At 67.4% G+C, this 13,953-nt stretch carries 12 protein-coding genes; 6 read left to right on the top strand and 6 right to left on the bottom strand.

Features of this window, described 5'->3' with window-relative positions; all coding sequences use genetic code 11:
• Positions 1-10 precede the first annotated feature (10 nt).
• The 5 genes from QFZ57_RS08830 (at position 11) to QFZ57_RS08850 (ending at position 8,889) form a co-directional block, all read left to right on the top strand.
• Positions 11-2,098, top strand: coding sequence for an Hsp70 family protein (locus tag QFZ57_RS08830; protein WP_306901560.1), 2,088 nt, complete (start codon positions 11-13; stop codon positions 2,096-2,098).
• A gap of 1 nt (position 2,099) precedes the next feature.
• Positions 2,100-4,184: a LuxR C-terminal-related transcriptional regulator gene (locus QFZ57_RS08835; protein ID WP_306899576.1), complete on the top strand. Its 2,085-nt coding sequence runs from the start codon at positions 2,100-2,102 to the stop codon at positions 4,182-4,184.
• Between the two features lie 165 nt (positions 4,185-4,349).
• A complete protein-coding gene (locus QFZ57_RS08840; protein WP_306899577.1) occupies positions 4,350-5,402 on the top strand; it encodes an IniB N-terminal domain-containing protein in 1,053 nt (350 codons plus the stop codon).
• Positions 5,403-5,530: 128 nt separating this feature from the next.
• Positions 5,531-7,399, top strand: coding sequence for a dynamin family protein (locus QFZ57_RS08845; protein ID WP_306901562.1), 1,869 nt, complete (start codon positions 5,531-5,533; stop codon positions 7,397-7,399).
• Positions 7,396-8,889 (top strand): dynamin family protein, encoded by a 1,494-nt coding sequence (locus tag QFZ57_RS08850; protein WP_306899579.1) that lies wholly within the window; start codon positions 7,396-7,398, stop codon positions 8,887-8,889. The genes QFZ57_RS08845 and QFZ57_RS08850 overlap by 4 nt, the downstream gene beginning before the upstream one ends.
• 9 nt (positions 8,890-8,898) lie before the next feature.
• Here the strand turns inward: QFZ57_RS08850 and QFZ57_RS08855 are convergent, their stop codons facing one another.
• Both QFZ57_RS08855 and QFZ57_RS08860 read right to left on the bottom strand, forming a co-directional pair.
• Entirely contained in the window at positions 8,899-9,468 is a 570-nt protein-coding gene (locus QFZ57_RS08855) for a hypothetical protein (RefSeq protein WP_306630061.1), read from the bottom strand.
• 5 nt (positions 9,469-9,473) lie between these two features.
• Positions 9,474-9,863 (bottom strand): PLD nuclease N-terminal domain-containing protein, encoded by a 390-nt coding sequence (locus QFZ57_RS08860; RefSeq protein ID WP_306630062.1) that lies wholly within the window; start codon positions 9,861-9,863, stop codon positions 9,474-9,476.
• A gap of 61 nt (positions 9,864-9,924) precedes the next feature.
• Between QFZ57_RS08860 and QFZ57_RS08865 the strand changes: the two genes are divergently transcribed.
• Positions 9,925-10,236: a DUF4229 domain-containing protein gene (locus QFZ57_RS08865; protein WP_306630063.1), complete on the top strand. Its 312-nt coding sequence runs from the start codon at positions 9,925-9,927 to the stop codon at positions 10,234-10,236.
• On the opposite strand, the gene QFZ57_RS08870 is transcribed toward QFZ57_RS08865, so the two are convergent.
• From QFZ57_RS08870 to QFZ57_RS08885, 4 genes are all read right to left on the bottom strand, one after another.
• Complete coding sequence (locus QFZ57_RS08870) at positions 10,233-11,114, bottom strand: 1,4-dihydroxy-2-naphthoate polyprenyltransferase (RefSeq protein WP_306630064.1); 882 nt, start codon at positions 11,112-11,114, stop codon at positions 10,233-10,235. The two genes, QFZ57_RS08865 and QFZ57_RS08870, sit on opposite strands and share 4 nt — an antisense overlap.
• A gap of 75 nt (positions 11,115-11,189) precedes the next feature.
• Positions 11,190-12,380, bottom strand: a complete 1,191-nt coding sequence (locus QFZ57_RS08875) for an AMP-binding protein (protein ID WP_306899582.1) — start codon at positions 12,378-12,380, stop codon at positions 11,190-11,192.
• Positions 12,381-12,392: 12 nt separating this feature from the next.
• Complete coding sequence (locus QFZ57_RS08880) at positions 12,393-13,346, bottom strand: 1,4-dihydroxy-2-naphthoyl-CoA synthase (protein ID WP_306630066.1); 954 nt, start codon at positions 13,344-13,346, stop codon at positions 12,393-12,395.
• A 22-nt stretch (positions 13,347-13,368) separates the two neighbouring features.
• Positions 13,369-13,809 (bottom strand): VOC family protein, encoded by a 441-nt coding sequence (locus QFZ57_RS08885; RefSeq protein WP_306899585.1) that lies wholly within the window; start codon positions 13,807-13,809, stop codon positions 13,369-13,371.
• Positions 13,810-13,953 lie beyond the last annotated feature (144 nt).

A 13,953-nucleotide genomic window follows, 5' to 3' on the forward strand; every position in this document is an offset into this window, starting at 1 on the left:
CGAGGTACCCATGAGCTATGCTCTCGCCGTTGACGTCGGAACCAGTTTTACGGCAGCTGCAGTTGTTCGTTTTCACCAGGGCGCTTCCGCTGTGCCCGAGTGCCTGCCCCTCGGCACGCGTGGAGCGTCCGTGCCCTCCGTGGTGTACTACCCGGCGGAAGGCGCCGTCCTGGTTGGCGAGGCTGCCGAACGGCGCGGGCTGGACTCGCCCGAACGCGTGGTACGGGAATTCAAGCGCCGGATCGGGGACGACGTACCAATCATCGTGGGCACCCTTGCGCTGCAGCCGGAGGACGTCTTCGCCACCATGGCCAGGTGGGTGGCGGACCGGGCTGCCGAACGTGAGGGGGAACCGGCGTCGGCCGTTTTCCTGACCCACCCCGCCGCCTGGGGCAACCACCGGCTGTCCGTGATCCGCGCTGCCCTCAGCGCGCACGGCCTGGAGAACGTCACGCTCCTTCCCGAACCCGAGGCGGCAGCCCTGCACTACGCATCCCAGGTGCGCGTGGAGGAAGGCAGCACCATCGCCGTGTACGACCTCGGTGGCGGCACCTTCGACACCGCCGTCCTAAGGAAGTCCGGCAGCAGCCGCTTTGAGCTTATGGGGCGCCCGGAGGGCATCGAAGACCTGGGCGGTGCCGACTTTGACGCCGCCGTCTTCCGCTACGTCGCCGGGCACACCGGGAATGCCCTGGAAGAGCTGGACAGCACCGATCCGGCGGTTCATGGCGCCCTGACACGGCTCCGGCGTGAATGCGTCGAAGCCAAGGAGGCCCTGTCTGCGGACAGCGAGGCCAGCATTCCGGTGCTCCTGCCCGGCGTCCAGCAGCAGGTCCGCCTGGTCCGTTCAGAGTTCGAGGCGCTGATCGAAGAGCCCGTGCGGGAAACAGTGGAGGCGCTGGAGCACTCCCTGGCCCAGCTGCACCTGGAGCCGGCAGACCTGTCCGCGGTGCTTCTGATCGGAGGCTCGTCCCGGATCCCCCTGGTGGCGCAGATCGTGTCCGAGGAACTGGACCGGCCCATCGCAGTGGACGCCGACCCCAAATCCTCCATCTGCCTCGGGGCAGCGGTGGCGGCCGTCCTCGCCCACACGGCTGCAGCGGTGGCACAAACTGAAGCGGCAGAAACTGGAGCGTACGCCGAAGAGGTGCCCGCCGCCGTCGTACCCTCTGAAGTGCCGCCCGCCCCAAGCGCCACGGGCAGGCCCAGCTGGTCACGCAAATCCACGACGCCGGCAGGTGCTCCTGCAGGGCCGGGCGCCGTCCGCGGTGCACGGCACGGGGCGGGAGGCGCGCATGCGCCGAAGCCTGGCGTCCGCGTGACCGCTGTAGCCGCAGCTGCCGCCCTCCTGACGGTCCTCACCGCTACTGCCGCGCAGAGTCCGGACGGCTTCGGAAACCTGACCGCCATGTTCGTGCCGCAGGCCGGTGCCAGCACCACGGGCGGTTCCACCGGTACGGATGCCGCCGGCGCCGGGGAAGCAGCCACCGCGGCCGGGGCCCCCCAACCGCTCGCAGGCATCGAGGCCAGCACCAGGAAACCCCTTGCCCCGGAGCCCGGACTGGAAGGATTCGCCCCGCCCGGCAGCGGGCAGGATTCCGGCAGCGAGGGGACCGCAGGAAGCAGCTCCATTGTGGACGGACCTTCCGGGGCAGGCGGAGCACCCGCCCCCGATTCACTCGCCGGCCCCGGCGGGACAACGGCCGTTGTTCCCGAACCCGCCACCGTGGATCCCACGGCGCCTTCGGACACCCCGTCAGCCGGCTCGACCGGCGATCCCACTCAGGGCCAATCCACGGCCTCACCCACGCAGAACGCAGGCACCACGACTCCAACCGATTCTGCGACCGCGAGCCCCACGTATCCTGCCGCGACTGACCCGCCCACACAAGTCACCACCAGCCCATCCGGTCCGACAGGCAGCCCAAGTCCCACATCTGATCCCGATCCGTCCGTTCCCGATCCATCGATGACCCCAACCGGCCTGGCCACGGAGGCTACGGGCAGCACGGTAGCGCAGGCCACGCCGCTTGAATCGGCAACCACGTCCTCTGGAGTTGCTGTTGCAACGTCCCCGACCACCTCTCCGGCGGCCTGAGATGGACGGGCAGTTTCAACGGGCGGACCAGCCCGAAGGCCTGTACACGGGACCGGACCACCAGGGGAATCCGCAGCAGGCCGCCGAGCTGATGGCCAAGCAGTTGCAGGGCACCAATGCCGCGGTGCGGGAACTTCTGCTGGCGCTCTCGGTGGGCTTCGCCTTGCCGGGGCCGCTGCCTGCGGCGCTCCAGCAGAAGATCGGCAACGGCGCGGTGGAGGACCTTGATGTCCTGGTGGACCGGGCAGAGGCCGCAGGACTGCTGAGGCCGGACGGCACTGTGGTGGGGACGGCCCAACACGCCCTGCTGGCCGCCACCCCAACTGCCAAGGTTCACGCCCTCCAGCGCGAGCTCGTGGACATCTTCGCTTCTACAGGGCAACGGTTGGGAAACCTCGCCCGCGAGCTGGCCCGGGGAGGCCTCACGGACCCGCGGGTGGCCGCGGAGCTGGAACTGGCCGCGGACAGTGCGCTGGAGCATAACCCCCGTCTTGCGTCCCAGCTCTACGAGGAGGCGCTCCTGGCCGGTGCCGATCCGGTGGCGACGGCAGCGAGGCGCGCGCAGGCGGCAGCCGGTGACGGTGAACTTGATGCCGCGGCCCGCATTATCGACAGCCTCCTGGAGAGCACTGACCCCCAGGATGCCCGGCGGTGTGCGGATGTGGCCGCCTCCGTTTGGGCGCAAAGGGGAATGCTGGCCCGCGGCGCGGACGTCTACAGCTGGCTGGGTCCGGAGCGGGTTGGCTTCTCAGCGCCCCTCGCGGCAGTCGTCCTGATAGGAATCGGAGACCGGCCCGGTGCAGACGCGTTTTTGCAGCCGGACGCTCCGGCAGCTTCCCCCACCCTTCTCGCGGCCACCCTGGTGCAGACGGGCCAAGGAATCTTTGCGTCCCTGGGAGAGAAACCGCAACAGGGCATATCCGTGCTGATCCATGCCTCGGACATGCTGAACTCGGCAGGCGCGGCGCTTCCGCTGCCGGAAACACCAGCCGCACTTGCAGCCCTGCTGGCCTTGCACACCGGTGAGCCGCACCTGGCGGAAACCATCTGCCGGGCTGCGGCAGCCGCCGGGCAGGGAGGCAATGCCGCCCAGCCCAGGCTCCTGCTGCTCCAGGCCTGGGCGTCCATGATGCAGGACAAACTCGAAGACGCCCGGCTCGCCGCCACTGAAGCCGCCAAGGTAAACCATTGGCCGCTGGTCCCGCGGGACGAGTTCATGTGTGCTGCACTCGAGGTTGGGCTTGCCCGCCGGAACGGTGATGTGCCGGAACTCCTCAGGGCGTGGGAACGCGCCCGCGAAGCCATGCTCCATACCTCGGTGGACCTTTACAACCTGCTGCCGTGGGGCGAACTGCTGATTGCTGCTGCCCGCCTGCGGGAGACGCGGCGCGTGGCGCATTACCTGGAAGAGGCATGGAAGCTGCTTAACCGCCTGGGTGAACCTCCGCTGTGGGCTGTTCCCCTGCATTGGTCCGCCGTCCAGGCCGCGCTGCTGAATGAAAGTCCCGCCGATCTTGCCCCGCACGCAACGGCACTGGCACGGGCCTCTGCGCACAGCCAACTTGCCGCAGTCCTGGCCACGGCGGGGAAAGCCTGGGTCTCCGTGCTGGCCGGCCGGTTCCGTACCGTCGACGTGGAGGGCGCGGCCCGGTTGCTGGGCGTTGTCGGGATGCCCTGGGAGGGCGCAAGGCTCGCCGGTCACGCCGCCGCGCGTGCGGACGAGCGGCGGGACATGATGCGCCTGCTCGCCTGCGCCCGGGACCTTCACCCGCAGGGCAGTCCGGCCGGTGGCGCGTCCGGGCCCCAGGTCCCGGCGGGCACCGCTGCCGGGAGTGGCGGCAAAACGCACCAGCCGGACGGGTCTGGGTTGAGTGAGCGGGAAAAGGAAGTGGCCCGGCTGGTGCTTGAGGGTAAAACCTACCGGGAAATCGGTGAGGCCATTTACATCTCGCCAAGGACCGCGGAACACCACATTGCCCGGATCAGGCGCCGCCTGGGCGCGGAAAACCGGTCCGACCTCCTGGCCCGTTTGCGGCTGGCCCTCGGTGTTGAGCATTCCCAGCACATGAATCCCCAGCAGGAATAGTCCCTAACACCCCTAGCCGCGGAGGCAGGGGCACCCCGGGACGGCACAAACCGGCAGGGGGAAAGCGCCCGATGCCCCCTCCACGGAAGCGACCCTAGTTTTGAAGCAACCGGATAAGTTCCGCCGCATGATCCGCTACTCAAAGAAGCCGTGAGGACCAGGCATATGCCAACGCTCGCAAACGACCTTGTTCAATTCCTGATGCACCTCTTTGGCAACCGCAAGGCAATCCAGGGGTTCCTGGACAACCCGGAGAGGGCGCTGGCCGAACACGGCCTGGGCAACGTCAGCTTGGCTGACGTTGACGCTGCAATGCCTGTTGTCCTCGACTACGCTCCCATCACTGTCAATGCCTCTTCCTTCGAGCGTGAGGACAACACAGGCGCCGGCAGCGCCTGGGCGGGACAGGCGGCCGTGGCGGCCGGCCCTGCCGGCGCCGCAGCAGCCATTCAGGGCGGAAGCCAGGGGACGGCGCATGGCGGCGCGAACTACGACCATGACGACCACGCCTACGCCGTACAGCAGCTGCACCAAGTGGTAAACCATTTCTCCTACACCACCAACACCACCATGCTGGACGACCGGGACACCATCACGGACCAGTCCGTGTACCAGAACGTCTGGGCGCACGGAGACGTGGAGCAGTGGTTCGACAACGATGCCGTAGTGGCCTCTGGGGACCATGCCGTGGCCGCCGGTGATGACGCAAGTATCCGGGATGCGAACAACATCAGGGATTCATACAACACCGACCACTCGACCGATGACTCCATCCATGCCGGCGGAGACGTCAGCATCGGCAATGAGGAGACGGGCGTTGCCGACTCCTTCAACACTGACCTGGGCCTGGATGTGGAGGACTCCTTCAACGACAATTCGGACAGCTCCGACTACTCCGACCATTCGGACAACTCCGTCAGCACCGACATGGATCTCGATGTCCGTGACTCGTTCAACGACAACTCCGATAACTCCACCCAAAACTCCGTGGAGGTGGAGGACTCCTTCAACCAGGACAGCTCCACCACTACGGCAGTGGATGTGAATGTGGAGGACTCCTTCCAGGACAATTCGGCCACGAGCATCGTCGAGGACAACGTGGTGGTCACGGACAACCAGCTCGATTTCGCGGAGGACAACTCCACCCAGACGGAAGTGGACCTGGACAATCAGACCACCATCAATGACTCGGTGGTTGACGACTCCACCGTGCTGTAACACGCTATTTCCGGAAGATGAACCGCCCGGCAGGAGGCATCCGCCCCCTGCCGGGCTCTTCCGGTATCACCGACTGGGACGAGGGACGCGCTGTGGCAGAAGCAGGACCGGCAAGGGTACCGGGGCCTATCACGGCCGGGCAGCTGGTGAGGCTCCTGGAGCAGGGCCTGCAGCTGGTGGGCAGCGGGGAGCGTGCGGACCTGCGCAGGAGGCTGGACCAGGCCATGGCCAGGCTGCAGGACCCCAGCATCAGGGTCATTGTGGTGGGGGAGTTTAAGCAGGGGAAGAGCAAGCTCATCAACGCCCTGGTGAATGCGCCGGTATGCCCGGTGGATGACGATATCGCCACCTCGGTGCCCACCATTGTCCGCTATGGGGAACCGGCCTCGGCCGCCGTACTGGTACCCGCACCGGAAAAGCCTCCCGGGGAGGCTGCCGGCGACGGCGTGGATGGCAGCGTTGAGCGCCGCCCGGTGGACCTGTCCGAGCTGCCCGCATTGGTCTCGGAGCAGGGCAACCCGGGAAACGTCCGGAAACTCGCGGCCGCGGAGGTCTGCCTGCCGCGCCGGATCCTCACCGGCGGGCTCACCATCATCGACTCCCCGGGCGTGGGCGGCATGGGCTCCACCCACACCCTGACCACCCTTACCGCCCTTCCCACCGCTGACGCCATGCTGCTGGTCTCGGACGCCTCCCAGGAATACACGGAACCGGAACTGCGGTTCCTGCGCCAGGCCATGCGGATCACCCCCAGCGTTGCAGCCGTCCTTTCCAAGACGGACCTCTACCCTGACTGGCGCCGCGTGGAGGAGCTGGACAGGACACACCTGGAACAGGTGGCGCCGGACATTCCGCTGTTCCCCTTGTCCGCGGACCTCCGCCTTGAGGCTTCGCGGCTTCAGGACAGCGAGCTTAACCAGGAGTCGGGCTTCCCGGGCCTGGTGGCCCACCTGCGGAACGAGGTGGTGGGCAAGGCGCAGCGCATCCAGCGCCGCTCGGTCAGCCAGGACCTTCTGTCCGTGACCGACAACCTGCGGTTGTCCCTGCAGTCGGAGCTTGAGGCCCTGGAGAACCCTGGCGGTACGCCGCAGATACTCGCGGCCCTTGAGCAGGCCAAAACCGAGGCGGACGACCTGCGGAAACGGTCCGCGCGCTGGCAGCTGACCCTCAGCGACGGCATCAACGACCTCATTGCAGACATGGAATACGACCTCCGGGACCGCCTGCGCCGGATTCAACGCGAAGCCGAGACGGCCATCGACCAAGGGGATCCCGGTCCCGTGTGGATGGAGTTTTCCCAGTGGCTCGAAGAGTGCGTCGCCGCGGCGGTTTCCGACACCTTCGTCTGGACCAGCGAGCGGTCGCAATGGTTGGCGGCGCAAGTGGCCGAGCACTTCGCCGCCGATGACGTTTCGCTTCCCGTCCTGCACGTCTCCGACTCAGGGGACGCCCTGGACCCGGTGGACCAGATGCCGGACCTGGACCCGGGCCGCGTAAACCCGGTCCAAAAAGTCCTTATCGGCATGCGCGGGTCCTATGGCGGTGTTTTGATGTTTGGCCTCCTGACAGGCATTTTCGGGATGGCCCTGATCAATCCGCTCTCGGTGGGCGCCGGGCTGCTGCTGGGCCGCAAGGCCTACCGGGAGGACAAGGAAACGCGGCTGAAGCGGCGCCAGGGCGAGGCGAAAGCGCTGGTCAGGCGGCAACTGGACGATGTGACCTTCCAGGTGGGGAAACAGTTGAAGGACAGGCTCCGCCTGGTTCAACGGACCATCCGGGACCACTTCACCGAGATCGCGGACGAGTACCACAGGTCGTTGTCGGATTCGGTGGCCGCGGCCCAGAAAGCTGCCAGCTCGTATGCCCAGGAAAAGGAAGGGCGCATCCGGGACATCAAGGCTGAGCTCACAAAGGTGGATGCGCTGCGCCGGGCCGCGGAAGCCGTGTCCGCGGAGGTAACCGCAGCCGGGGCCCGCACCGGGGCGGGAGTGGGATGACGGCGTCCACCACGGCCGGGGCTGCCGCGCTCATCCGTGAAGCGCTGGAGTTTTACCGCGACGACCCCCAGGCCGCCCAGGCGCTGCAGGGCTATGCGCGGCGGCTGGCTGAGCCATTGAGGATCGCCATTGCAGGCATGGTGAAAGCCGGTAAGTCCACGCTGCTCAATGCCATCATCGGTGAGGAGATCGCGCCCACTGACACCGGCGAATGCACCCGGATCGTCACGTGGTACCGGCACGGACACACTCCCCGCATCACGCTCCACCCCATAACCGGGGAGGCGCGGAACCTGCCGCTGAAGCGCGTGGACGGGCGCCTGGTCTTCGTCCTTGACGGCATCCCGGCGGAAGAAGTGGAACGGCTCGACGTCGAATGGCCGGCGCCGACACTTCAGTCCATGACGCTGATCGACACCCCCGGCATCGCTTCCCTCTCCCAGGATGTGTCCGCACGGTCCGTACGGTTCCTGACCCCGGAGGACTCGCCGTCGGAAGCTGATGCCGTCATCTACCTGATGCGCCACATGCATGCCTCCGATCTCCGGTTCCTGGAGTCCTTCCGCGATACCGGGGCCGGTCGCTCGGGTACCGTCAACGCCATCGCGGTGTTGTCCCGGGCCGACGAGGTGGGAGCCGGACGCATCGACTCCCTTCTGTCCGCCGCCGGCATCGCGGAAAGGTACAGCCGGGACCCCAACCTCCGGAAGCTGGCGCTGGGCGTTGTCCCGGTGGCGGGCCTCCTGGCCCAAAGCGCCCGCACCCTGCGCCAGCCAGACTTTGCGGCCCTCCAGTTGCTGGCCACACTGGACCGGGCCGCGCGTGAACGGATGATGCTTTCGGCCGACAGGTTCCGCCGGTCGAGGGAACCGGAAGCACTGACGGAAGAGGCGCGGTCATCGCTGCTGGAGCGCTATGGGCTTTTCGGTATCCGGCTGGCCGTGGTCCTCATCCGCAACGGGTACCCGGAGCCCACGCCGCTGGCCCATGAACTGACCCGGCGCAGCGGACTGGACCCGCTGCTGGACGTTCTGGACCGGCAGTTCCAGGCGAGGGCAGAGGAGTTGAAGGCCAGGACCGCACTGGTGGCGGTAAGTAACCTCCTGGACAGCCGCCCCCGCCACGGAACGGAACGGTTGGCGGCGTCCCTGGAACGGCTGCTGGTCAACGCGCATGAGTTCCGCGAGCTCCGGCTGCTGGCGGCCCTGCGGACCACGGAGGTGGAGCTGGCACCCGAACTCGCCGCCGAAGCCGAACAACTCATTGGCGGCCGCGGCGTGCCAGCGTACCTCCGGCTGGGCGTGGCACCGGATTCGGGCCCCGACGTGCTGGCGGGTGAAGCACGGCGCCGACTGGCCCGCTGGCGCAGGGTTGCCGAAAGCCCGTTGACTGCCAGATCCGCAGTTGAAGCATGCCGGGTGGTGGTCCGCAGCTGCGAGGGTGTCCTGGCGGACTGCGCAGGCAGGGACCGCCAGGCGCAGTCAGCGTAGGGCATGGGCTCAACCCGGGCTGTGCTCCCGCTGCAGCCAGGCTCCGGCGGACGGCAGGAACAGAAACACCAGCCCGGCGACCGCCAGGAGCAGGCCGGCGCCCCACAACATCACCACGTAGCTGCCGGCGTCACCGCCGGGCACCAGGAACGCGGACGCCAGAAGCAGGAGAGGCAGGTGGCTGGCCAGCAGCGGAACCAGGACCCAGCGGGCCCAGTTCCGGCGGCCCAGCACCGCCGCCAGAGCGGCCGCCTCGAGGAGCGTCACCAGCAGCAGTGCGCCAATGCTTCCCCAGAAGACCATTTCCGCTGCCGTACCCACCGATTCTGCGTCGCTGCCGGACGCCATGTCTGCCACCACGCCGCGGAGCCGCTGCAGGTTGGACTCACGGGCCGCGAAGGATCCCAGCAGGACGGCCAGCCCCGCGGCAAAGCTGGAGAACCAGAGCGTGCGGGCCGTGCGGACTGTCCGGGGCGCCGGGGGACTGACCGGAATGGGCGGCGGCGCAGAGTAGGACAGGCCGGGCCTCGGTGGGGGAGCCGACGGGCGGCGCTCGTCACCGCCGGGCTGGAACGCCATGGGCGTTATTTCAGTCCGTCGGTATCATGTTCGTCGGTGCCGCGCTGGCCTTTCCCGCCGTCCTCTTTGGCCTTTCCCTCCAGCTCGTCCCGGAGTTTCTTCAGGCGCTCGGCCTCTGCCTGGCTGCGGCGGCGGGCCTCGAGATTGCGGAGGAAGTCCGGATCATCATCCGGAGCCACGGGATGCGGGTAGCCCGGCCTCGGCTGGGCTGTACCCCGCGGCCTGCCAATCAGCAGCCACAGGATGGCGCCCAAAACGGGCAGGACGATCTGTACGATGATCCATGCCGGTTTCGAAATTCCCCGGGTCAGGCGGCCCTCAGTGCGGATCACGTCCACCAGGCCATACACAAAGATGACGAGGACTGCGACGGCCAAAGCCACACGGAAGAGCATGCCATTAAGTCTATCGTCAGGACGCGCAGGGGCCGCGGGCGGAGGCGGCTAAACTTGAATAGTGGCCTTTTTGAAATATTCCCTGATCCGGCTGGCAATCTTCGTGCCCCTGTTTGCCCTGTTCGCGCTTCTGCAGGTGGGGGTGCTGATGTCCGTGATCTGCGCCGCGCTCATTGCCTTCGCCATTAGCTACCTGTTCTTCCAGAAACAGCGCGACGCTGCCGCGGCGGCCCTGCAGCACCGCTTCTCGGGCAAGGCCAAGCCGCTGCGCTCCGCCGGTGAGGTCCAGGACGCCAACGCCGAGGACGCCCTGCTGGACGCCAACCCGGATATCACCATCAACAACGCCAAAGGCGGCAACACCAAGGGCTAGAACCCGTGGCTGAGGATCAGCCCCAGTGAGAACAGCACGCTGTAGCCAAGGTTGATCAGGCCGGTCTGCTTCAGGACCGGGATCAGGCTCTTGCGTTTCCGTCCGTTGATCATCAGCCAGGCCGGCATCAGGCAGGCCGGAATAAGCAGCAGCACGATCAGGATCCATGGCCGGCCCGGGGCCAGGATCACCACCAGCAGGATGGCGACGGCGAGCATCAGGACGTAGCTTTCGCGCGCGTGCTTGTCCCCCAGCCGCACGGCCAGGGTCTTCTTGCCGGCCTGCATGTCGGTGGGGATGTCCCGGACATTGTTGGCCATGAGCAGCGCAGTGGCGATCAGTCCGGTGCCGATGGCGCCGATGACCGCGGACAGGCTGATGTGCCCGGCCTGTGTGTACGTGGTGCCCAGCGTGGCCACCAGGCCGAAGAAGACGAAGACGAAAAGGTCGCCCAGGCCCATGTAGCCGTAGGGGTTCTTGCCGCCGGTGTAGCCCCAGGCGGCCATGACGCAGCCGAGCCCCACCAGAATCAGCCACCACGCCTGGGTGAGGAACACCAAAACCAGGCCGAAAACCATGGCCAGGGCAAACGTACCGAGCGCCGCCCACTTGACGTGTTCAGGCTGGGCGGCACCGGAGCCCACCAGCCGCAGCGGACCCACACGGTCATCGTCAGTCCCGCGGATGCCGTCCGAATAGTCGTTGGCGAAGTTCACGCCCACTTGGAGGAGGAGCGCCACCAGCGCCGCGAGGATGGCGTTGGGCAGCAGGAACGAGCCCATCTCGTAGGCTGCGGCAGTGCCGATCAGCACCGGCGCGATCGCTGCCGGCAGCGTCCGGAGTCGGGCGCCTTGGATCCATTGGGCGGCTGTGGCCACGGTTAGTACCTCGTGTTGTTTCGGTAAGACGGCAGGATAAGACATGCGCACCCGCCGCGGCGGTGCAGGTCCACTCTACTTTCCCCCGTGCAGGGCGCTGAGTTGGGCGGTCATGGCGAGCCGGTCCGGTTTGCCGTTGGGCAGCATCCGCAGGGCCGGAGCGGTGAGGACGGTCTTGGGTGCCAGGACTCCCAGTTGCTGCTGCCACTGCTGCTGGAGTACGACGGCGGTGTCCCCGGCTTCCCGGGCCCCGTCTTCTCCGGCAAGGGCCACAAAGGCGGCCACGGCCTGGCCCCATTCCGCGGACGGGACGCCGGCCACGAAAGCCGCGGCGACGGCGCCGGACTTTTCCAGCTGCTCCTGGACGTGCCCCGCGGAGACCTTCACGCCCCCGGTGATGATGACGTCGTCGGCCCGGCCCAGCACCGTGAGCCGGCCGTCGTCGTCGATGGAGCCCAGGTCGCTGGTGCGGTACCAGCGCACGCCGTCCTCCTCGAAGAATGTTCCGGTTTCCTCGTCCGGTGCCTCGATGTAGCCGGCGGCCACCGTGTCCCCGCCCAGCAAAATCCGGCCGTCCGCGGCCACCCGGACCGAGACACCTTCCAGGGGGTAGCCGTCGTACACGCAGCCGCCGGAGGTTTCCGCGGAACCATAGGTGGTGACGACCCGGACACCGGCGTCCCGGGCGGCTGCCAGCAGGGCCGGGGGTGCGGGGGCGCCGCCCAGCAGGATGGCATTGAACCGGCGCAGTACGGCAAGCGTGTCCGGCGAGGGATCGTCCAGGAGCCGCTGCAGCTGGGTGGGAACCAGCGACGTGAAGCGGATTTTGTCCGTCAGCTCCAGTGCGGCGGCGGTGAAGGCCTCCGGGGTGAAGCCGCCGGACATGTCCATGACCCAGGGCCGGGTGCCGGCGAACAGGGAGCGCACCAGCACCTGGATGCCGGCGACGAACTGGACCGGCAGTGCCAGCAGCCACTGCCCCTCGCCCTTGAGCCGCAGGGCGGTGGCCATCGAGGAAGCGGCCAGGGATTCCACGGTCAGCACGGTTGCCTTGGGTGTGCCGGTGGAACCGGAGGTGCGGACAACGGCCACGGCGTCGTCGCAGCCCGGGGTTTCCACGTGGCCCACCACCAGTCCGCCGTCCGGCCCAACGGACAGTTCGACGGCGGGGCCCTCACCGTGGAGGGCGGCCGCGAGGGCTTTCAGGGCAGGTTCGATGTTCAGGGGCCCGGTTGGGGCGGGCGCCGGTGTTGCTTCGCTGTTCATTGCCGTCCTGCCTTAGAAGTAGTGCGGGAAGCGTGACCAGTCGGGGTCGCGTTTTTGCAGGAAGGCCTCCTTGCCCTCCACCGCCTCGTCCGTCATATAGGCCAGCCGGGTGGCTTCGCCGGCGAACACCTGCTGGCCGGCCAGGCCGTCGTCCGCGAGGTTGAAGGCGAACTTCAGCATGCGGATGGCCTGCGGGGACTGGCGGGCGATGTCCGCGGCATACTCGAGCGCCACCTCCTCCAGCCGTTGGTGGTCCACGGCCTCATTCACCGCGCCCATCCGGACCATGTCCTCAGCGGAATATTCGCGGGCCAGGAAGAAGATCTCCCGGGCGGTCTTCTGCCCCACCTGGCGGGCCAGCAGCGCAGAGCCGTAGCCGGCGTCGAAACTGCCCACGGTGGCGTCCGTCTGCTTGAACCTGCCGTGCTGCCGGGATGCGATGGTGAGGTCGGCGACAACGTGCAGCGAGTGGCCGCCGCCGGCCGCCCAGCCGTTGACAACGGCAATGACCACTTTGGGCATGGTGCGCATCAGCCGCTGGACTTCCAGGATGTGCAGCCTGCCGGCACGGGCGGGATCGATGGTTTCCTGGGTCTCGCCGTCGGCATATTTGTAGCCGTCCCGGCCGCGGATCCGCTGGTCGCCGCCGGAACAGAAGGAGTGGCCGCCGTCCTTGGGGGAGGGGCCGTTGCCAGTGAGCAGGACGGTGGCAACGTCCGGCGTCATCCGGGCGTGGTCCATCGCGCGGTAAAGCTCATCCACGGTGCCCGGCCGGAACGCGTTGCGGACCTCGGGGCGGTTGAACGCAATCCGGACCGTGGGCAAATCACGCACCCAGCCGCCGTCGGAATCCCGCTCCACCTGGCGGTGGTAGGTCATGTCCTGGAAGTCCTCGAAGCCGGAGACCACCCGCCAGCGCGTGGGATCGAAGACGTCGGACACCGGTGCGGGGATCTGGTTGCTCACCGTCCAAGTCTAGTAATCGGCGTCAGCTGATGCAGAACTCGTTGCCCTCGGGGTCCGCCATGGTGTGCCAGGAATGCGGCCCCTGCCGCGCCGACCATAGGAAGGAAGCGCCGCGGGCCTCGAGCTCGCGCCGCACCTCGTCCTTGTCCCGGCCGTCCAGCCTCACGTCCCAGTGCACGCGGTTTTTCACGATTTTCTCCTCCGGTGCCGTCTGGAACAGCATGCGCCGGGCGGGGGCCTTGGCTGCAATCTCCTCCGGCGGCCGGATGGCGGCACCGTCCTTCCACACCAGGTTGCCGCGGTGCGTCATGGTCTGGTCCCCGGTGGCGAAACCCTGCTCGATCATGGAGCGGATGAACCCGGCATCCTGTGGTTCCACCGCCCACTGCAGGGTTTCCGCCCACCAGTCGGCGAGCTCATGCGGCCTGGCGGAATCGATGACTATCTGGATGTTCAGTCCCATCCGTCCACGGTAGAGGCGGCATGGGCGATGCGGAAGATCCCCATGAAAGTTCCTGTAAGCCGAAAAGTATTCTTGACATTATGTCATGACATACGTCACAGTTTTCTTCGGAAAGGCTTTTCCCTAGCTATAGCGAGAGACAGG

This window comes from Arthrobacter sp. B1I2 (assembly GCF_030816485.1).
In the GTDB taxonomy this organism is placed as follows: domain Bacteria; phylum Actinomycetota; class Actinomycetes; order Actinomycetales; family Micrococcaceae; genus Arthrobacter.